The sequence below is a fragment of the Streptomyces sp. NPDC007896 genome, from assembly GCF_042959425.1.
In the GTDB taxonomy this organism is placed as follows: Bacteria; Actinomycetota; Actinomycetes; order Streptomycetales; family Streptomycetaceae; genus Streptomyces.
On record NZ_JBIBKX010000001.1, the window covers coordinates 703,470 to 722,353 of the forward strand.

Genomic DNA, 18,884 nt, shown 5'->3' on the forward strand with positions numbered 1-18,884 from the left:
GTCGGTGGCGCTCGCCGTGGCGACCGTCCTCACGACGGCGCTGACGATCTGGCTGGTCCTTGGGCTCTACGACCAGCACGACAGGGCGCAGCGGCGCCAGGACGTCCTGGCCGCGGCCCGCCAGTCGGCGCTGAACTTCACCTCGCTCGACTACCGGCACTACGACCGGGACAGCGCGAACGTCCTCCAGGGCGCCACCGGCGACTTCAAGAAGCAGTTCGCCGCGCAGACCGAGCAGCTGACCAAGCTCGTCGCCGCGAACGAGTCCGTGTCCGAGGGCCAGATCCTCGACGCGGGCATCGTCCGCTCCGACGAGCACTCGGCCCGCGTCCTGGTGGTCGCCGACAGCAAGGTGACCAACACCGCCGCCCCCAAGGGCGAGGCGCGCACCTACCGCCTACAGCTCGACCTGGTGCACCGAAACGGCCGCTGGCTGACCTCCGACGTCGAGTTCGTCGGCTGACCGCGCCCTCCCCGCCATACAACCCCTGAGGACATGAGGAGTAAGACCGTGGCGAAGACGACCACCCGAAGCCGCGGCTCCGGTTCCGGATCCGGCACCCGGCGCACCATGACCGCGGCCGCCCGCGCGGCGGCCAAGCGCGCGGAGCGCGGCCACCCCGAACCGGACCCGGCGTCCACCGACGAGGAGGTCCCGGGACGGCCCGAGGCACCGACCGCCGGCCGCACCGTGCTCATCGAGGCCCCCGCTGAGGACGGCTGGGACGACCCGCCCGAGCCCTCGCCGGAGTGCTTCGAGGAGGACCCGCGGCAGGAGGAGGGCGAGCCCGGCCCCGGTACGGCTATGCGGCACGGTCGGCGGCGGCTGCTCACCGCCGCCCTGTGTGTCCTGCTCCTGGCGGGCCTGGTCGCGGCCACCGTTCTCGGGTGGCGCTACCGGGAGGGCGTGCGGGCCGAACAGGCACGCGGTCAGGCACTCGCGGCCGCACGCCAGGCGGCGCCAGTCGTGCTGTCGTACGACTACAGGCACCTGGACCGCGACTTCGCCGCGGCCCGCGCCCGGCTCACCGGGCACTTCCGCGACGAGTACCGGAAGACCACCACGACGGTGGTCGGGCCGACGGCCAGTAAGTACCACGGGGTGGTGAAGGCCACGGTGGCGCAGCCCACCGGCGGCTCCCCGGCGGCCTCCGTGATCTCGGCCTCGGCCGACCGGGCCGTGGTCCTCCTCTTCGTCAACCAGGTGACCACGAGCACCCAGGTCTCGGGCTCCCGCGTGGACCTGAACCGGGTGCGGATGACGGTGGCCCTTACGTCCGACGGCTGGAGGGTGAGCGGGGTCGACGCGCTCTGACATCTGCTTCTTCCGGGGGCTGAAGGGCAGACGAGGCGGGTTTGTGAGCTCCGATCGCGGACGCCGCCTGCCCGGCCTGGTCGGCGTAGGTGCGGGCATCGCCGTGTTCGACGTACCGCTCGATCAGAGGCGGGCGCACCCCCGGCCGTACGGGATCACCAGGTGTGCGCCACGTCCACTACGAGATGGTTGGCCGTCTGGAAGACCCGGAACGGCAGCCGGGCGCGGACGCCCAGTCCGGCCTGGGTGTAGCCCTCGGAGCCACCTGTGAACTTGAACTCCCGGAAGGTCCGGTACCCGGTGACGTTGACGGACGGAAGCGGCGGGTAGGGCTGTCCGGTCGCCGGGTCGTAGCGCGAGGAGAACAGCGAGATCTCCAGAATGGCTCCGCCCTTGATCGGAACCACGACGTCGCTCGGGTCCTGGTGCAGTACGTCGACGTAGCGGACCGTGTAACCGATCGGGTCGGCCCCCGTCCCCTGGGCGTCGAAGACCAGCCGGTCGAAGCACTCGTGCTGTCCGGCCCTCACGTCGGTCAGTCGCCTGGAGGCAACGGAGTCACCCGTCTTGTCCAGGCTCCCCCACGTCACGGCACAGTCCACGGCCGTCGGCGCGGCCACCGCCGGAACCGTGCCGGCCAACAGGCCGCCACCCGCCAGCATCATCGCGGCCAGTGCAGTACCTATCCGTCGCATGACTACCCCCCGGTAGCTCGCGTAGGTGTGTGTCTGTTCAGACCGGCGGCCTTCCGGAAGGTTGTGCACAGTGGAGTAGCCCATTGCGGCGCAGAGGCCCGTCCAGCACCAACCGCCCCGTGAGACCTCAGCGTTTTCCGCGTGCGCAGCCGCCTGACGCTGCTCTTCCTGCCGTTCTACCTCGGTCTGGACATCGCGTGCAGCGCGCTCGACATCGCCCACATCGGCCTGTGCCGACAGCGCGGAAAACGGTACGGCGGTAGCACCGCCGCCTCCGGCAAGGCCGACCCGTTACCGTCGGCCTGACCGCCGCACCACTCCTGTCGTTACGGCTTACGCGCAAGTCCACCGTGCTCGGCGATGACCTCCGGGACGCCCGAACCGGGCTCCGGACGCCACTCCGTCACCGAGACGACACCGGGCTCGACAAGCTCCAGACCGTCGAAGAACGCGGTGATCTCATCAATGGAGCGCAGGTTGTACGGAACGGCGCCGCTGTTGTTGTAGGCGTCCTGGGCCTGCTCAAAGACCGGGTCGATGCCGCGCGACCCGTCGTTGATGGAGAGGTAACTACCCGAGGGCAGGGCGCCCATCAGCCGGGTGACGATGGAACGGGCCTGATCGTAGTCGGCGACATGGCCCAGGATGTTGCTGAGGATGAGCGCGGTAGGACGACCGAAGTCCAACGTCTCGGCGGCGACTTCAAGGATGCGATCCGGGTCCGTCACGTTGGCGTCGATGTAGGCGGTCGCGCCCTCCTCGGTGGAGTACAGCAGGGCGCGGGCGTGGGCGAGCACCATCGGATCGTTGTCGACGTAGACGATCCGCGCCTCGGGAGCGAGCCCCTGGGCGACCTCGTGGGTGTTCTGCGCGGTCGGAAGGCCGGTACCGACGTCCAGGAACTGCCGGATGCCCGCCTCGGAGACGAGATACGCGATGTTGCGACGCAGGAAGCCACGGCTGGAACGGGCGATGGTGACGATCCCGGGAAAGACCTCGGTGTACGCATCACCGGCCGCCTCGTCGACGGGGTAGTTGTCCTTGCCACCGAGCCAGTAGTTCCAGATACGGGCGGAGTGCGGCACCGACGTGTCGATCTTCTGCTGCTCCGCCGGTTCGGGCGTCGTCACAGGGTCACTCATGAGTCGTGTACGTCCTTCAACCGGGGCGGGATCATTCGCCGCACATCCTACGATCGAACTCCCGTTTCTTGCTTGCTAGTTCATGCCTTCCTTCCGAGTGGTTGGGCCAGCGGCGCCGGGCCCTCGACCGACCGGAGCCGTTGCGCCGGTGTCAGGCTGTTGGCGATCGGCGGGTGGACACAGGCGGAAGCCGCCTTGGGTGGTTGGTGCTTGATGTACCGCCTTCCGGTGGCAGGATCCTGTCGACCGGTGATCCGGCTCGTTTCTTCGCTGCCCCACGCGGGTGTCGGCCGGCGGCGGCACGCTATCAGTGAGCCAGCCCGAGGGCAGCAAGGAGCACTGCGGGCCCGTGCCGACCGACACCCTGGACGCTACGGCTGCAGAACGAGCGCCTGGGCTCGATTCAACAAGTCAGGAGCGTGCCGCTGGTCCAATTGAGGAGCGCGTCGTGCAGGTCGAGGCGACTCTCCCAGCGGACGGCCAAGCACTTGAGCTGATGCAGGAGCGAGAAGGTCTGCTCGACGACGTAGCGGAGTTTGCCTGGGTCCTTGACATTCCGGGCACCCTTGCGGGAGATCAGCGGCAGGATCCGGCGCCGGCGCAGCTCGCGCCGGTTGGGGCTGCTGTCCTATCTCTCGCCGCCGAGCAGGGCCTGGCATCGGCATCGCTGTCCACCAGGCCACCGGCTGGGCAGCCTCGGCAGGGCACTGGCCGAGGAGAAATTGCTCGCGCTGTTGGAGCCGGTGCGATGGGAGATCGAAGCGGCGTACTGGGACGGGGTGGCAGCCAGTACGAACGCCTCCAGCGTTCTCAACTTAAGCCCGAAAAGGGCCCCTGACCAGCCCGTTCGCTGATCAGAGCCCCTAAACGGCAGACGAGTCGGGCTGTACGCCGGGTTCTGTCGCCCGGTCGCCTCGCGGCGGCCGGGGAGACGGCCATCCATCTAGGACCGGCGTTGCCGCCGGTCTCGTGCGGTCTACCCGCGGACTCGGGCGGGCAGCCCTCGATCGTCCGCGCAGGACCGCCTGTCACCAAGCGGCCCCTTTTGACCTTGCTCCAGGTGGGGTTTACCTAGCCGCCTGAGTCACCTCAGGCGCTGGTGGTCTCTTACACCACCGTTTCACCCTTACCGAGGCCCATACGAATACGGTCCCCGGCGGTCTGTTTTCTGTGGCACTGTCCCGCGGGTCACCCCGGGTGGCCGTTAGCCACCACCTTGCCCTGTGGAGCCCGGACGTTCCTCGGGAAGGTCCACAAGGACCTCCACGCGGCCGTCCGCCCGGCTCGTCTGCCGTGTGGACCATGGTACCGGGCGTGGGGTGCGCCTTGGTCCGGCCGCTGACGTCACCTTCGCCTTCGCCGTCGCCGTCGCAAGGACCGAGCCCGCCAGGATCAGGGCGAAGGCCGCGACGGTGCCGGGGGTCAGGCGTTCGTCGAGGAACAGGGAGCCCGCGGCGACGGCGACGGCCGGGTTGACGTACGTGATCACCGTCGCCCGCGTCGGGCCCGCCTCCTTGATCAGTTCCAGGAAGGCCACGAAGGCGACCGCGGTGCAGATGACGCCGAGGCCGGCGAGGGCGGCCAGGATCTGCGGGGAGGGGAGCCCGGAGGGGTGGGTGAGGGCTGCGGCGGGGGCGTAGACCAGGGCCGCCAGGGTCAGGCAGGCGGCCGTGAGGTGGAGCGAGGGGACGTTCTTGAGGTGGCGGGCGGCTATGACGGGGGCGGTCGCGTACCCGATCACCGTCAGCAGTACCTCGGCGAGCGAGCGGGCGTCGCCGCCGGTCAGGTGCGGGACGGTGAGGACCGCGACGCCGGACAGGCCGAGGGCCAGGCCGGTCATCCTGCGGGCGCCGAGGCGTTCGGTGTCGCCGAAGAGGCGGGCCGCGGCCACGCCGACGATCGGCACCCCGGCGATCAGCAGGCCCGCCGTGGAGCTGGAGAGGTGACGCTCGGCGTCCGTGAGGGTCCACCAAGGGATCATTATCTCGATGCACGCGAAGGCCAGCATCGGGCGCCAGTACGTTCGTACGGTCCGAGTAAGGCCCCCTTGGCAGATCGCGAAGGGAAGCAGCAGCGCCGCGCCCACCGCGCAGCGCGTGAACACCACCGTCGACGGGGACACGCCGTCCACCGCCACTTTGATCATCAGGTAGGGGATGCCCCAGACCACTCCCATCAGGGAGAACAGGAACCAGCCGCGTGCACTCATGGGGGGAGTTTCGGCTGCCGTGCGGTCAGCTGTCTTGAACGCTGTTGCGCTACGCCGTCGGCGACACGCTTGTCCGGTACGCCGCCGGGGTCACCCCGAGCACCCTGCGGAACCAGCGCGTCAGGTGCGCCTGGTCCGCGAAGCCGACGAGCGGGGCGACCTCGGCGGGGCGCAGGCCGCTCTCCAGCAGGGCGCGGGCCCGGTTCACCCGGTGCTGGGCGAGCCAGGCGTACGGCGGTATCCCCATCGTCGTACGGAAGGCGCGCAGGAGTTGGTAGCGGGAGAGGCCCAGGTCGATGGCGAGGGAGGCGAGTGACGGGGGTGCCTGGAGTTCGTCGGCGAGACGGTCGCGTACGGCGAAGGCGATGTGCGCCGCGCCCGGGACCGTGTCGCACGCCGGGCGGGCCGTGGAGTGGCGGCGGGCGAGGGCGGTCAGCAGCCAGGGGAGACGGGACTCGGCCTCCAGGGGGTCGGGGCAGGCGCTCAGGTCCGTGTGGGCGGCGCGCAGGGCCGCGGCCAGTTCGGGGTCGTCGAGGACGGGGTCCCGGAAGTGCGGGGGGCTGCCCAGAATTCCCTCGGTGAGCAGGGAAGGCTCGGCGTACAGGGCCCGGTAGGCGTAGCCGTCGGAAGCGGCCGGGCCGCCGGTGTGCATCTCGCCCGGAGCCAGGACGACGATCGAGCCGGGGCCGGTGTGGATGCGGCCGCCCCGGTAGTCGATGATCTCGGAGCCGCCGACGCAGACTCCGATGGTGTACTCGTCGTGGGCGTGCGGTGCGTAGCGGTGCTGGTCGAAGTGTGCGGTCAGCAGGTCGAGGGGCGGACCGTCACGGCCGAGAGCGGCCCGGGTCCAGCGGGCCTCTTCACGTCGTGCCCCCATGGCCGCCTCCCCGGTCGTCTCGTCAGGGGTGCAACGCCGGCGGCCCGCGTTTTCATGCCGACGAGGACCTCCTCGCTTGACCTTGCCGCAACGTCAACGTTTCTACTGAGGGCATGCGGATCGGAGAACTCGCCGTCGCCGTCGGTGTCACCACGCGGACGGTGCGGCATTACCACCATCTCGGGCTGTTGCCGGAGCCCGAGCGGCGCCCCAACGGCTACCGGGACTACACACTGCGGCACGCCGTCGTGCTCGCCCGGATCCGGCGGCTGACCGAACTGGGACTGGGGCTCGCCGAGGTGCGGGACGTGCTCGCGGACGACGCGGGGCGCGATCTCGCCGAAGTGCTGGAGGAGCTCGACGCCGATCTCGCCCGGCAGGAGGCGGCGATCCGGGAGCGGCGGGAGCGGCTGCGCGCCCTGCTGGACCGGGACGGGAACCTGCCCGCCGAGGGCCCCGTCTCTCCCGAACTGGCCGCGCTGCTCACGGGGATGGCGCACGGCCCCGAGTCCCCCATGGCCGCCAGGGACCGCGAGGTGCTCGCTCTGATCGACACCGTGGCCTCGCCCGAGAACCGGAAGCGGCTGATGGCAGCGCTGGGCAACGCCTTCGAAACGCCCTCCGCCGTGGCACGGGCGCACGAGGTGTACGCGCTCCTCGACGCGCTCGCCGACGCCGACCCGGACGACCGGGACGACCGGGACGACCCGCGCGTGGACGAGGCGGCCCGGGCACTCGCCGACTGCCTGCCCGATTCCCTGCTCACGGAGGCCGACCTCGCTCCCGGCCTCGACGACAGTTTTCTGCGCGCCCTCTACGCCGACGTCGCCCCGGCCCAGGCGGAGGCGATCCGGCGGGCGATGCTGATGTTCACGGAGCGCGGGCGATGAGGATCGCGCGCGCCCTCGTACGGCATGAACTGCGCCTGTTCGCGAGCCTGTTGCTGTGGGTGACCCGGCGGACGCACGGCACGCGCGAGGGCCGCCCCTTCGGTCACGCGCGGGGCCAGGGCGCCATGATGTGGGGGCTCGCCTTCGTGTGCGTCGTCGAGACGGTCGGGATGGCGGTGCTGCTGCGCGGGTGGCCGGTCGTCCACGCGGTCGTTCTCGTCCTCGACGTCTACACCGTGCTGATGGTCGTCGGCATGTACGCGGCCTGCGTGACGCGCCCGCACATCCTCGACTCCACGCACCTACGCGTCCGCGACCGCGCGCACGTGGACCTGCGGATACCCCTGGCGGACATCGCGACGGTGCGCCGCGAGCTGCGCACCACGCACGAGCCCGCCGAGGGCGAACTGAACCTCGCCGTGGGCGCCCAGACCGATGTGACCCTCGAACTGGTCGCCCCCGTAACGCACTTCACCTTCCTGGGCCGGGAACGTCGCATTCGTCTCGTGCGGCTGCACGCGGACGACCCCGACGAACTCGTACGGGCCCTCACGCGGGCGCGAACTGCACCTTCGCCGTCCCCGGGTCGGCCTGGGTGAGGCGGACCCGCAGTCGTTCCCCCAGCGGCAGCGTCACCGTGCCGCCCTCGATGCGGGCGACGACTGCGGGGGACTCCAACTGGACGGTGCCTACCGTGGGCTGACGCTCCATCACGTCCACCACGGATCCGTCGAAGATGTCTCCGACCCGGTCCTTGAGGAGCGCGGCCTCGACGATGTCGACGCACTCGCGTTCCACGACGCCCGCGCGGCGGGAGCCCTCGGCCATCTCCTTGGGGAGGGTGTCGAGCGCGGCGAGGACCCAGTCGGGGGGCGGTTCGTCCGCGGCGGCGGCCAGGCAGAGTTCCAAGGCGTAGCGGTCGACGAGACGGCGCAGGGGGGCCGTGCAGTGGGCGTAGGGCGCGGCCACGGCGGCGTGGGAGGTGACGTCGGGGAGGACGCCGCCTCGGAACACCGTGTAGCCCGCGCCGCGCAGCAGCGTCGTGCACTCCTGGAGGAAGGCGGCGTGGCGCGGCAGACGCGGGTCGAGGGAGCGGACGAGTCGCGCGTACGAGACGTGGTGCGGCCAGTCGATGTGCAGGGCCCTGGCCGTACGGCGAAGGCGGCCGACCGCGCCGTCGGGGGCGGCGGGCAGCGTGCGCAGGACGCCGGTGCCGTGCGCGAGCATCAGGTCGGCCGCCGCCATCCCGGTGAGCAGGGAGATCTGCGCGTTCCAGGCGTCGGCGGGGAGCGGGGCGCGGTAGACGAGTTCGTACGTCCCGTCCGTCTCGACGATCTCCTGCTCGGGGACGTTGAGGGAGATCCCGCCGCGCTCCACCTCCAGGCGTTCGCGCAGCGTCCCGATGTCCTTGAGGAGGGCGAGCGGTTCCTCCGCCGTGCCGTCGTCGATCGACTTCTGTACGTGCGCGTAGTCGAGCTTGGCGCGGCTGCGGACGAGGGCCCGGCGTACGTCGACGCGCTCCGTGCGGCCGTCCGCGTCCAGGTCCATCGTCCAGAGCACGGCGGGGCAGGTCTGGTCGGGCAGGAGGCTGGCGGTGCCTTCGGAGAGCCGGGTCGGATGGAGGGGGACCTTCTCGTCCGGGAAGTAGAGGGTCGTCACGCGGCGGTGCGCCTCGGCGTCGAGGGCGCCGCCGGGGGCGACGAAGGCGGCGACGTCGGCGATCGCGTACCGGACGCGGTAGCCGCGGCCGTTCTCGCGGCGGGACAGGTGCATCGCCTGGTCGAGGTCGGTGGACGTCGGCGGGTCGATGGTGAACAAGGGGATGTCCGTCGCGTCGTGGGGAGGCAGGCGGGGTGGCCGGGCGGCCTCCTCCAGTACGCCGGGCGGGAAACTCGCGGGCACACCCAGCTCGGTCCGCAGGGCGCACAGGGCGGCCTGCAGAGGAGCCCCCGGTACGCAGGTGGCGCGGATGTGGCGGCACGGCATGGGTCGAGCGTAGGTCGCGTGCCTGCGGGCGGCACCCCGAGCGTCCGGGCATATGGGCAGCGCCCCGAGCGCGTTCGACGTCCGGGAGGACCCCTTAGGCTGGCGCCGGGCCATACCCACCGTTAGGAGAACACCACCGTGCTCGTGCTGCTGCCGCCTTCCGAGGGCAAGGCGCCCTCCGGCCGGGGAACCGCGCTGAAGCTGGAGTCGCTGTCCCTGCCCGGGCTCACCGAGGCACGCCGGGCGGTCCTCGACGAGCTGGCCGAGCTGTGCGCGGGCGACGAGGAGAAGGCCCGCGAGGTGCTCGGGCTGAGCGAGGGCCTGCGCGGCGAGATCGCCAAGAACACGGAGCTGCGCACCTCGGGCGCGCGCCCGGCCGGGGAGATCTACACGGGAGTGCTGTACGACGCCCTGGACCTGGCCTCGCTGGACACGGCGGCCAAGCGGCGCGCGGGCCGGTCGCTGCTCGTCTTCTCCGGGCTGTGGGGCGCGGTCCGGGTGACGGACAAGATCCCGTCGTACCGCTGCTCGATGGGAGTCAGGCTGCCGGGGCTCGGGGCGCTGGGCGCGCACTGGCGTACGCCGATGGCCGCCGCGCTCCCCGAGGCGGCCGGCGACGGGCTGGTGCTCGATCTGCGGTCCTCGGCGTACACGGGCGCGTGGAAGCCGAAGGGCGAGGTCGCCGGGCGGACGGCGACGGTCCGGGTGCTGCACGCGCCCACCCGGAAGGTGGTCAGCCACTTCAACAAGGCGACGAAGGGGCGGATCGTACGGAGTCTGCTGGCGGCGGGCGCGGCGCCCGCCGATCCGGCGGAGCTCGTGGAGGCGCTGCGGGACCTCGGGTACGAGGTGGAGGTGTCCCCGCCCGCGCGGGCGGGGACGGCCTGGGCGCTGGATGTGCTGGTGAACGAGGTGCACTAGGGGTGCGCTAGAGGTGCACCAGATGCGCTGTTGCAACATACGCAATGCTCTTTGCGCATGTTGCACGACGAGGGCACGATGAGGCCATGAGCTCACCGCTGCCCTCGGTTCCCGCCGCCTCCGTGCTGGATCTCGCCCCCGTGGTTCCCGTCGTCGTGGTGAACGAGGTCGAGGACGCCGTACCCCTGGCTGCGGCACTCGTCGCGGGTGGGCTGCCCGCGATAGAGGTGACCCTGCGGACGCCCTGCGCGCTCGACGCCATCCGGGCGATCGCGGACGGGGTGCCGGGCGCGGTGGTCGGCGCGGGCACCGTCATCACGCCGGCGCAGGTGACGGAGTGCGTGGCCGCGGGCGCCCGCTTCCTGGTCAGTCCCGGCTGGACCGACGTACTGCTCGAGGCCATGAAGGCGTCCGGGGTGCCGTTCCTGCCGGGGGTGTCCACGACCTCGGAGGTGGTGGCGCTGCTGGAGCGCGGGGTGCGGGAGATGAAGTTCTTCCCGGCGCAGGCGGCGGGCGGCACGGCGTACCTCAGGTCGCTCGCCGGACCGCTGCCGCAGGCCCGGTTCTGCCCGACGGGCGGTATCGGCCCCACCTACGCGCCGGACTACCTCGCCCTCCCCAACGTCGGCTGCGTGGGCGGGACGTGGATGCTTCCCGAGGACGCGATCGCGGCGAAGGACTGGGGGCGCGTGGAGAGCCTGGCGCGCGAGGCGGCCGCGCTCAGGCCACGCGGATGACGACCTTGCCGAAGGCCACGCCGGACTCGTAGTGGCGGAACGCCTCGTGGACCTCGTCGAAGCCGAAGGCCCGGTCGATGACCGGGCGGGTGCCGTGCAGGGTGAGGGACCGGTTCATGGACTCGAACTGGGTACGGCTGCCGACGAAGAGCCGCCGCATCGTCACCAGGCTCGACGCGAGCGCGTCCGTCGTGATCTCCAGGGAGGCCTTGCGCGGGCTGTTGGCGCTGACCAGGACGATCCTGCCGTAGAGCGCCGAGGCGCGGACCGACTGCTCGATCGTCTCCGGGCCCACGGTCTCGACGACGAGGTCCACGCCGCGCCCGCCCGTGAGGTCGCGGACCGTCCGTCCCCATGCGGGGTGGTCGGCATAGCGCACGATGTGGTCGGCGCCCAGGGCCTTGAGTCGCTCGGCCTTCTCCGGGCTCGATGTCGTGGCGACGACCTCGGCGCCCAGCAGCTTCGCGAACTGCACGGCGAACAGCGAGAGCGCGCCCGTGCCGAGTGTCAGCACCGTCTCGCCGGGGACCACCGCCTCGCCGCCGGTCAGCGCGTGCCAGGCCGTGACGCCCGCGCAGGGCAGGCAGGCGGCCTCCTCCCAGCCGAGGTGGTCGGGCACCCGCACCGCCGCGTTCTCGTCGAGGCACGCGTACTCGGTGAGCATGCCGGGCAGGGTGGCGCCGGGCTGGTCGATCAGCGCGGGCGTGATCCGGCCGTCGATCCACTTCGGGAAGTACGTGCTCGCCACCCGGTCCCCGACCGCGAACCGGGTCACCTCGGCGCCCACCGCGACGACTTCGCCCGCGCCGTCACTCACCGGGATCACGTCCGGCACGGCCTTGAGTGGATAGGTCCCCTTCAGGATCAGCAGATCGCGCTTGTTGAGGGAGACGGCGCGGACGCGGACGAGGATGTCGCGGGGGCCGGGTTCGGGGCGGTCCGTCTCGCGCGAGGCGATGCCGTCGACGGTGCCGGGCGTTTCGAGGTGGTAGGCGCGCATGTCGGCTCCCTGGGGTGTACTCCGTGGACGCGTCCATGCTGCTCGGACGGGGTACGCCGCTCAATTCCCGGTGAGGTATGGCGGGACTGTCGTACCCGTGACGTACAACTGAGCCATGACCATCAGCACCGCGGCCGCCTCGGTGACCGAACCCCCGCCCTTCGCCCGCGAGTTGCTGCGCTGGCGCACCGCACGCCGGGTCAGTCAGCTGGAGCTCGCCTCCCGGGCGGGGACGACCCAGCGGTACGTCAGTTTCATCGAGCGCGGACGGTCGGTGCCCGGCAGGGAGATCGTGATCCGGCTCGCCGAGTCGCTCGGCCTGACACTGCGGGAGCGCAACTCGCTGCTGCTGGCGGCCGGTTACGCGCCCGCGTTCGCCGAGTCACCGCTCGACGCGGTCGCGCTGAAGCCCGTACGGGAGGCGCTGGACAGCATTCTCGAAGGGCATCTGCCGTATCCGGCGGTGGTGGCCGGGCCGCGGGGTGAACTCGTCGCGGCGAACGAGGCGTTCGACGTGCTCACCGAGGGCGCGGACCCCGCGCTGCTCGCGCCGCCCGTCAATGTGCTGCGGCTCGCGCTGCATCCGCGCGGGATGGGCTCACGGGTGGTGAACCTGGACGCGTGGGGGCAGCACATCGTGGAGAGTCTGCGGGCCCGTGCCGTGCGCAGTCCCGATCCCCGACTCGGCTCCCTGGCCGATGAGTTGGCGGACTACGTACCGGCGAGTGAGCCCGGCGCCGACTATCTCGGCTTCGCCGTGCCGCTGCGACTGCGGTGCGCGGAGGGCGAGTTGAGACTGCTCACCACGCTGACGTCCTTCGCGACCGCGGTCGACGTGACGCTCGCCGAGCTCCACCTGGAGGCGTTCCTCCCGGCGGACCGGGAAACCGCCGAGATCCTCCGGGCCCGGGCCGCTCGGCGCGGGTGACCGCCCCCGGGCCGCTCGGCGCGGGTGACCTCCGGGCTCGGGGCGCTCAGCGCAGGTGAGAGGTGTCGTTGAAGAGGCGCAGGCTGGCGTTGCCGTCCGCGTAGTACGCCACCGCCGACAGGGAGGCCGCGGACAGTTCCATCCGGTACAGGGACTCCGGCGGGGCACCGATCGCGAGTCGTACGAGGGTCTTGATCGGGGTGACGTGGCTGACGAGCAGGACGGTGCGGCCGGCGTAGGAGGCGATGAGCTTGTCGCGGGTGGTGGCGATACGGCGGGCGGTCGCCGCGAAGCTCTCGCCGCCGCCGGTCGGTTCGGCCTTCGGGGAGGCGAGCCAGGTCTTCAGGTCGTCGGGGTACCGCTCCTGCACCTCGGCGAAGGTGAGGCCCTCCCAGGCGCCGAAGTCCGTCTCGCGCAGGCCGTCCTCGATGGCGACGTCCAGTCCCAGGCGGGCGGCGACGGCGGCGGCGGTCTGGCGGGTACGGGTGAGTGGCGACGCCACGATCGCCTCGACGGTGCCGCGCGCGGCCAGCGCGGCGGCGACGCGCTCGGCCTGTTCCCGGCCCACGTCCGAGAGCGACGGGTCGGTGCCGCCGCTGCCGGAGAAACGCTTCTGGGGGGTGAGGGGGGTCTCGCCGTGGCGCAGGAGCACGAAGGTGGTGGGGGCGCCCATGTCTGGGGCCGCGCCCCAGCCGGTCGACGGCGCCGGCGTGGCCACGTTGTGTGCGGCCCGCGCGTCGTCCTCGGACTTCGCGGCTTCGCCGCGGGGTGACGGGGTGGAGACGGAAGTCGTGGAAGTGCGGGCCGCGTGTGGCTGGTCGCGCAGTTCCCCGCGCCCCTTTCGGGGCGCTGCAGAACCCGGCGTCAGCAGTTCCGCCGTCGATGCCGACGGGGACCACTGTTCGCCGCGCCGCCCCGCGTCCATCGCCTCGTTGGCCAGTCGGTCCGCGTGCTTGTTCTGTTCGCGCGGCATCCACTCGTAGGTGATCCGGTCGGGCGGGAAGACACGGGCCGCCTCCGCGGCCAGGGGCTTCATGTCCGGGTGCTTGATCTTCCAGCGGCCGGACAGCTGCTCGACCACGAGCTTGGAGTCCATCCGGACCCGGACGCGCGCGGCCGGGTCCAGTTCGTGGGCGGCGCGCAGACCCGCCACCAGGCCCCGGTACTCGGCGACGTTGTTGGTGGCGATGCCGATGTACTCGGCACGCTCCGCCAGTGTCTCCCCGGTGGCCGCGTCGATGACCACGGCGCCGTACCCCGCGGGCCCCGGGTTGCCCCGGGAACCGCCGTCGGCCTCGACGATGAACTCCCGCACGCCCCGCGCCCCTTACAGACCGGACTCGGACGTACGCACCAGGATGCGGCGGCAGTTCTCGCAGCGCAGCACGGTGTCCGGGGAGGCCGCCTTCACGTCGTTGACCTCGGTGATGTTGAGCTCCAGGCGGCAGCCCTCGCAACGGCGCTGGTAGAGCCGCGCGGCGCCGACGCCGCCCTGCTGCTGGCGCAGCTTGTCGTAGAGCTTGAGCAGGTCGGCGGGGACGGAGGCCGCGACGACCTCGCGCTCCTTCGTCGCCGAGGCGGCCTCGCCGTCGAGGGACTCGAAGGCGGTGTCCCGGCGGCCGGTCGCGTCGTCGATCTTCGACTGCACGGAGGAGGTCCGCCCGGTCAGCTCGGCGACCCGCTCCTGCGCGGACTCACGGCGCTCCATGACCTCGAGGACGACGTCCTCCAGGTCACCCTGCCGCTTGGCGAGGGAGGTGATCTCGCGCTGGAGGTTCTCCAGGTCCTTGGGGGAGGTGACGGCACCGGAGTCCAGGCGCTGCTGGTCGCGGTTGGCGCGCTGGCGCACCTGGTCCACGTCCTGCTCGGCCTTGATCTGCTCGCGGGCGCAGTCGCTCTCCTCGGTCTGCGCGGCGACGAGCAGGTCGCGCAGCTGCGTGAGGTCCTTGTTCAGCGACTCGATCTCGGCGTGCTCGGGAAGGGACCTGCGCTTGTGCGCGAGCTGCTGCAGGCGTACGTCGAGGGCCTGGACGTCGAGAAGTCGGATCTGGTCGGCGGGCGCGGCGTTCAGTTGGGGGCTCCCATTGCGTTAGGTGTTTCGGTGGACGCCGCGTGGGCGGTCCAGGGGTCGGTGACCGTCTTGGAGACGTGGACCCGCAGGCCCCATCCCTTGCGGTCGGAGATCTCGTCGAGCTGGGCGGCGGCCAGCTCGCACCAGGGCCACTCGGTGGCCCAGTGCGCCGCGTCGAGCAGCGCGAGAGGACTGTGGGCGCGATCCGCGATGAACTCGGATGCCGGGTGGTGGCGCAGGTCCGCGGTGAGGAAGGCGTCGACGCCGGCGGCGCGCACGTCGTCGAAGAGGCTGTCGCCGGAGCCGCCGCTGACCGCGACGGTCCGTACGACCGCCTCGGGGTCACCGGCGACGCGGATGCCCTGCGCGGTGGCGGGCAGTCGCCCGGCGGCGCGCGCGGCGAGTTCACGGACGGTCAGCGGGTGGTCCAGCTCACAGACGCGGCCGAGGCCGCGGCGGCCCTCGGGGTCGGTGGGGTCCGGCACGAGCGGCCGTACGACCCGGAGGTCGAGTGCCCCGGCGAGGGCGTCGCTGACTCCCGGGTCGGCGCGGTCGGCGTTGGTGTGGGCGACGTGCAGCGCGATGTCGTTCTTGATGAGGGTGTGCACGACCCGGCCCTTGAAGGTGTCGGCCGCGACCGTCGTCGTCCCGCGCAGATAGAGCGGATGGTGGGTGACCAGCAGGTTCGCGTCCAGCTTCACCGCTTCGTCGACGATTTCCCGAACGGGGTCGACGGCGAACAGGACCCGGGTGATCTCCTGGTCGGGCTCGCCGCACACGGTGCCGACCGCGTCCCATCCCTCGGCCCTCTCGGGGGGCCAGAGGGCGTCGAGCGCGGCGATGACTTCAGACAGACGGGGCACGGGGAAAAGGCTACCTGGCTTGGGCCGGTGCCCCACCGGTCGCGGGCCGGTCCCGAGGTGCGCGACCAGGGGTCCCGGCGGCGGTCGGACCCCGGTGACCCGGGCCTCACCGCCTTCTCCCGGCCCCGCTCAGCACACGCGTCCCCGTTCCCTCAGGCGAATCGCGGGACGGCCACCCTTATGTGTGAAGCGCCCGCCCGCCGGTCCCACGTCTGTGCGTACGAAAACTAGCTTCGTCGCCGGAGGTGACCGAACGATGACGGCCTGTGCCACCGAGACTGCGGCGGAACCCGGGGACGAGCGGGCCACTGGCCCCGCAGACGTGACCGCCCGCCCCGCGGATGCGACCGCGTGCCCCAGAGATGTGATCGCCCGCCCCACCTGTGTGATCGCCGCGGACGGAACCTACGCGGCCCGCCTCGCCCTGGACGGCGAATGCTGGTTCCCGGAGCGCTGGACGCTGGACGGCCCCGAGCCCTACGCCGTACCGCTGCCGTCCCACCAGCCGGAGGAGCCCGGCACCGAGGTGCTGCCGATGACCGACGGGCGGGTGCTGATCCACCGCGTCGCGGACGGGCGGCACACGTTCTCACTGCTGTACCCGACCGGGCCCGGCACCGGGGAGCTGCTTCTCGGCGCGGTGGAGTGCCACGACGAGGACACCCGGCTGTGGCTGCTGCCGCCCGCGCCGGACGGGGAGCACGCGTACGCCCTCGCCGTGGGCCGGGACTCCACGGCGGTGTGGCTGGTGGCGGGCGGGGCCTTCGGGCCCGAGCACCTGGCCGAGGTGCCGGGCCGCTGCTCGGGCGGGGTCTGGCTGGACGGCACGGGGCGCCTGCTGGCCCTGGACCGCTGCCGGGACGGCCGGACCAAGACGGTGGTCGTCGACCTGGGGCGCGGCGGTGAAGTAACGCCACTGCTGCAGATCGCCGAGGACAGCGACGACCGGCTGCTGCTCGCGGACGCCGACAGCGGACTGCTGCTGATCCGCTCCGACGCGCCGTCCCCGGGCCACGACCGTCTCGGCTGGGGCGTCCTCGGCAGCACCCTGCCGATCCGCTTCCCCGACTGTCTGCGCGCCACCGACTGCGCGGTGACGCCGTTCGCGATCCAGCCGGGGCAGGTACTGACCCCGGAGCGCTGCGCGGTGGCCCTGCGCATCGACGGCCCGGCCGGCAGCTGGGTGGGTGTGTGGCGGCCGGTCGAACGCCAGGTCCACCATCTCCCACCCCCGGAGGGCTGGTTGGCGGGCACGGGCCTGTGGACCAGGGAGGGGGTCCTGCGACTGCCGTACGCGACGGGGGCGGTGCCGTGCGGGGTGACGAAGGTGACGGCACCCGTCGCCGCGGTGACGTCGGAGGCGCCCCCTCCGCCGGAACGGCCCGCGGCGCGCCCGGTCCCCCTCCAACAGGCGCCGCTGAGCGGGCAGTCCCCCGTGAAGAGGCGGCCCCTTTTCGCCCGCCCGGTGCCCGAGGACGAGGCCTTCCGGGCCGACGGGGGGCCCGGGGGCGAGAACAGGTCACCCGCCCCCGTTCCCGCGTGAGCGACCGGTTAGAATCCCCCGGCTACAAAGAAGGATCTTGTTGACGGGGTGAACACTTCCACATGAGCGAAACCAGCACCATGGAACCACCGGCCACCGACGCCCACGAGGCGACGGCCCAGGACGAAGGCCACGGCAAGCACCGCGGCCCGGTCTCCGGCCGGGACGACGAGGCGACCCCCCATGGCCGCCACCGCAAACCGTCCGACCAGCAGAACCCATCGGCCTGACGGTAAGCAGAACCAGCGATACGGCCCCGCTCGCGCTCGGCGCGAGCGGGGCCGTTCTGTGTGGGGCCTCCCCCGAACCCCACGTGCGGGCGACGTCCTCTTGTCGGAGTCCAGCTTTCCGGGACACGCGACGACCTGCGGGCGCTGACCCGGCGTTCGGGACGCGCACACCCGCCCCTTCTCCGCGGCCGAACTCGCCGTCGCCGAGGCCGTGAGCGTGCCCGCGTGCGCCGCGTTGCGCCGCTCGCTGCTGCTGTCCGGCGTGGACTGCGGCGCCGGGCACCTCGGGGTGTCCGAGTACACGGTGCAGGACCACTTGAAGCAGGTCTTCGGCAAGGTGGGGGTGCGCAGCCGCCGCGAGCTGGTCGCCGAACTGTTCTTCCGGCACTACGTGACCCAGCCGGCACACCCGCCCCTGTCGACCGACGGCCGGCTGCTCAGCCCGGAGCACGACGGCCAGGGGTAGTGAGCGGACTCGGAACTGCCGGGCGGACTAGGTGTGCTTGAGTCCCAGTACTTCCGCCGCGGCGAACGTCTCCCCCGGTGGCCGCTCCGCGTAGTACGGGCCGAGCAGTGCGTCGAGTTCGTCGTAGCTGAAGGCGTCCTGCTTGGTGTCGAACTTGGCGGCCACCCGGGGCCGTTCGACGACCGCGACCATGCCGCCGTGCACGACGAGCAGCTGTCCGTTGACGTGCGCGGCGGCGGGCGAGGCCAAGTAGCCGACGAGGGGCGCGACATGCTCGGGGGCGAGGGGATCGAGGCCCTCCTCGGGCACCTCGAACCCGTGGAACACGTCCTCGGTCATCCGGGTCCGGGCGCGCGGGCAGATGACGTTCGCCCTCACGCCGTACTTCGCGAGCGCCAGCGCGGTCGAGGTGGTCAGCCCGACGATCCCGCCCTTGGCCGCCGCGTAGTTGGGCTGTCCCGCCGAGCCCGCGAGGAACGCCTCCGAGGAGGTGTTCACGATCCGCCCGTACACCGGCCCGTCCGCCGCCTTGGACCGCGCCCGCCAGTGCGCGGACGCGAAGTGGGTCGTGTTGAAGTGCCCCTTCAGGTGGACCCGGATGACGGAGTCCCACTCGTCCTCGGACATCGAGAAGACCATCCGGTCGCGCAGGATGCCCGCGTTGTTGACGAGGATGTCCAGCTTCCCGAACTCGCCGATCGCCAGGTCGACCAGCTCACGGGCCCGGTCACGGTCGGAGACGTCCCCGGTGTGGGCGAGGGCGCGGCCGCCCGCGGCGCTGATCTCGGCGGCGACCTCCTCGGCGGGGGTGGCCGAGGCCGCGCCGGAGCCGTCCCGCCCGGGCTGCCCGTAGTCGTTGACGACGACGGCGGCACCCAGGCGGGCCAGTTCCAGTGCCTCGGTCCGGCCGAGCCCGCGCCCCGCGCCGGTGACGATCGCGGCGAGCCCTTCAAGTGGCAGTGACATCGAAGTCCTCAGCAGTCGTGACGGTGGTCGTGGGTGGCGGCGGTC

Annotated in this window: 20 protein-coding genes, 1 other RNA gene and 1 pseudogene; 11 read left to right on the forward strand and 11 right to left on the reverse strand. The window is 72.0% G+C overall.

Annotated elements, in window-relative coordinates; translation table 11 throughout:
• Nucleotides 1-4 precede the first annotated feature (4 nt).
• Nucleotides 5-463, forward strand: a complete 459-nt coding sequence (locus ACFZDJ_RS03210) for a hypothetical protein (RefSeq protein WP_391056811.1) — start codon at nucleotides 5-7, stop codon at nucleotides 461-463.
• Between the two features lie 48 nt (nucleotides 464-511).
• Nucleotides 512-1,315 carry a hypothetical protein gene (locus tag ACFZDJ_RS03215; protein WP_391055702.1) on the forward strand — a complete coding sequence of 268 codons (804 nt, stop codon included), beginning with the start codon at nucleotides 512-514 and terminating at the stop codon, nucleotides 1,313-1,315.
• A gap of 155 nt (nucleotides 1,316-1,470) precedes the next feature.
• On the opposite strand, the gene ACFZDJ_RS03220 is transcribed toward ACFZDJ_RS03215, so the two are convergent.
• A complete protein-coding gene (locus tag ACFZDJ_RS03220; RefSeq protein WP_391055704.1) occupies nucleotides 1,471-2,010 on the reverse strand; it encodes a hypothetical protein in 540 nt (179 codons plus the stop codon).
• Nucleotides 2,011-2,151: 141 nt separating this feature from the next.
• On the opposite strand from ACFZDJ_RS03220, the gene ACFZDJ_RS03225 reads away from it, so the two are divergent.
• Entirely contained in the window at nucleotides 2,152-2,316 is a 165-nt protein-coding gene (locus ACFZDJ_RS03225; RefSeq protein ID WP_391055706.1) for a hypothetical protein, read from the forward strand.
• Nucleotides 2,317-2,336: 20 nt separating this feature from the next.
• On the opposite strand, the gene ACFZDJ_RS03230 is transcribed toward ACFZDJ_RS03225, so the two are convergent.
• The 4 genes and pseudogenes from ACFZDJ_RS03230 to ACFZDJ_RS03245 all read right to left on the reverse strand — a co-directional run bounded on the left by ACFZDJ_RS03230 (nucleotide 2,337) and on the right by ACFZDJ_RS03245 (nucleotide 6,238).
• Nucleotides 2,337-3,152, reverse strand: coding sequence for an SAM-dependent methyltransferase (locus ACFZDJ_RS03230; RefSeq protein WP_391055708.1), 816 nt, complete (start codon nucleotides 3,150-3,152; stop codon nucleotides 2,337-2,339).
• Nucleotides 3,153-4,023: 871 nt separating this feature from the next.
• Nucleotides 4,024-4,439, reverse strand: an RNA gene (rnpB, locus tag ACFZDJ_RS03235) — RNase P RNA component class A.
• A gap of 94 nt (nucleotides 4,440-4,533) precedes the next feature.
• Nucleotides 4,534-5,361: pseudogene (locus ACFZDJ_RS03240) on the reverse strand (DMT family transporter); the annotation flags it as partial.
• Between the two features lie 49 nt (nucleotides 5,362-5,410).
• Entirely contained in the window at nucleotides 5,411-6,238 is an 828-nt protein-coding gene (locus ACFZDJ_RS03245; protein WP_390927864.1) for an AraC family ligand binding domain-containing protein, read from the reverse strand.
• Between the two features lie 113 nt (nucleotides 6,239-6,351).
• Between ACFZDJ_RS03245 and ACFZDJ_RS03250 the strand changes: the two genes are divergently transcribed.
• Both ACFZDJ_RS03250 and ACFZDJ_RS03255 read left to right on the forward strand, forming a co-directional pair.
• A complete protein-coding gene (locus tag ACFZDJ_RS03250; protein ID WP_391055710.1) occupies nucleotides 6,352-7,128 on the forward strand; it encodes a MerR family transcriptional regulator in 777 nt (258 codons plus the stop codon).
• Complete coding sequence (locus ACFZDJ_RS03255; protein WP_391055713.1) at nucleotides 7,125-7,727, forward strand: hypothetical protein; 603 nt, start codon at nucleotides 7,125-7,127, stop codon at nucleotides 7,725-7,727. Before ACFZDJ_RS03250 ends, ACFZDJ_RS03255 begins: the two co-directional genes overlap by 4 nt.
• On the opposite strand, the gene ACFZDJ_RS03260 is transcribed toward ACFZDJ_RS03255, so the two are convergent.
• Nucleotides 7,678-9,114, reverse strand: a complete 1,437-nt coding sequence (locus tag ACFZDJ_RS03260) for an RNB domain-containing ribonuclease (RefSeq protein WP_391055715.1) — start codon at nucleotides 9,112-9,114, stop codon at nucleotides 7,678-7,680. The two genes, ACFZDJ_RS03255 and ACFZDJ_RS03260, sit on opposite strands and share 50 nt — an antisense overlap.
• A gap of 138 nt (nucleotides 9,115-9,252) precedes the next feature.
• Between ACFZDJ_RS03260 and yaaA the strand changes: the two genes are divergently transcribed.
• Both yaaA and eda read left to right on the forward strand, forming a co-directional pair.
• Nucleotides 9,253-10,035, forward strand: a complete 783-nt coding sequence (gene yaaA, locus ACFZDJ_RS03265) for a peroxide stress protein YaaA (protein ID WP_390927857.1) — start codon at nucleotides 9,253-9,255, stop codon at nucleotides 10,033-10,035.
• A gap of 86 nt (nucleotides 10,036-10,121) precedes the next feature.
• Nucleotides 10,122-10,772: a bifunctional 4-hydroxy-2-oxoglutarate aldolase/2-dehydro-3-deoxy-phosphogluconate aldolase gene (gene eda / locus ACFZDJ_RS03270; protein ID WP_390927856.1), complete on the forward strand. Its 651-nt coding sequence runs from the start codon at nucleotides 10,122-10,124 to the stop codon at nucleotides 10,770-10,772.
• On the opposite strand, the gene ACFZDJ_RS03275 is transcribed toward eda, so the two are convergent.
• The gene (locus ACFZDJ_RS03275) at nucleotides 10,756-11,772 is read right to left on the reverse strand and encodes a zinc-binding dehydrogenase (RefSeq protein ID WP_390927854.1); all 1,017 of its coding nucleotides are present in this window, start codon (nucleotides 11,770-11,772) and stop codon (nucleotides 10,756-10,758) included. The two genes, eda and ACFZDJ_RS03275, sit on opposite strands and share 17 nt — an antisense overlap.
• Before the next feature lie 115 nt (nucleotides 11,773-11,887).
• On the opposite strand from ACFZDJ_RS03275, the gene ACFZDJ_RS03280 reads away from it, so the two are divergent.
• The gene (locus tag ACFZDJ_RS03280; protein WP_390927852.1) at nucleotides 11,888-12,700 is read left to right on the forward strand and encodes a helix-turn-helix domain-containing protein; all 813 of its coding nucleotides are present in this window, start codon (nucleotides 11,888-11,890) and stop codon (nucleotides 12,698-12,700) included.
• A 46-nt stretch (nucleotides 12,701-12,746) separates the two neighbouring features.
• On the opposite strand, the gene ACFZDJ_RS03285 is transcribed toward ACFZDJ_RS03280, so the two are convergent.
• From ACFZDJ_RS03285 to ACFZDJ_RS03295, 3 genes are read right to left on the reverse strand one after another with little or no spacing between them, the layout of a single operon-like run.
• A complete protein-coding gene (locus ACFZDJ_RS03285) occupies nucleotides 12,747-14,015 on the reverse strand; it encodes a bifunctional RNase H/acid phosphatase (protein ID WP_391055718.1) in 1,269 nt (422 codons plus the stop codon).
• 12 nt (nucleotides 14,016-14,027) lie between these two features.
• Nucleotides 14,028-14,771 carry a C4-type zinc ribbon domain-containing protein gene (locus ACFZDJ_RS03290; protein ID WP_391056814.1) on the reverse strand — a complete coding sequence of 248 codons (744 nt, stop codon included), beginning with the start codon at nucleotides 14,769-14,771 and terminating at the stop codon, nucleotides 14,028-14,030.
• Nucleotides 14,768-15,634 carry a Nif3-like dinuclear metal center hexameric protein gene (locus tag ACFZDJ_RS03295; RefSeq protein WP_391055720.1) on the reverse strand — a complete coding sequence of 289 codons (867 nt, stop codon included), beginning with the start codon at nucleotides 15,632-15,634 and terminating at the stop codon, nucleotides 14,768-14,770. Before ACFZDJ_RS03295 ends, ACFZDJ_RS03290 begins: the two co-directional genes overlap by 4 nt.
• Before the next feature lie 256 nt (nucleotides 15,635-15,890).
• Between ACFZDJ_RS03295 and ACFZDJ_RS03300 the strand changes: the two genes are divergently transcribed.
• From ACFZDJ_RS03300 to ACFZDJ_RS03310, 3 genes are all read left to right on the forward strand, one after another.
• A complete protein-coding gene (locus tag ACFZDJ_RS03300; RefSeq protein ID WP_391055723.1) occupies nucleotides 15,891-17,177 on the forward strand; it encodes a hypothetical protein in 1,287 nt (428 codons plus the stop codon).
• Nucleotides 17,178-17,239: 62 nt separating this feature from the next.
• A complete protein-coding gene (locus tag ACFZDJ_RS03305) occupies nucleotides 17,240-17,407 on the forward strand; it encodes a hypothetical protein (RefSeq protein ID WP_391055726.1) in 168 nt (55 codons plus the stop codon).
• 211 nt (nucleotides 17,408-17,618) lie between these two features.
• Entirely contained in the window at nucleotides 17,619-17,873 is a 255-nt protein-coding gene (locus ACFZDJ_RS03310; protein ID WP_391055729.1) for a helix-turn-helix transcriptional regulator, read from the forward strand.
• A gap of 27 nt (nucleotides 17,874-17,900) precedes the next feature.
• Here ACFZDJ_RS03310 and ACFZDJ_RS03315 read toward each other — a convergent pair whose 3' ends face one another.
• The gene (locus ACFZDJ_RS03315) at nucleotides 17,901-18,839 is read right to left on the reverse strand and encodes a 3-oxoacyl-ACP reductase (RefSeq protein WP_391055732.1); all 939 of its coding nucleotides are present in this window, start codon (nucleotides 18,837-18,839) and stop codon (nucleotides 17,901-17,903) included.
• Nucleotides 18,840-18,884 lie beyond the last annotated feature (45 nt).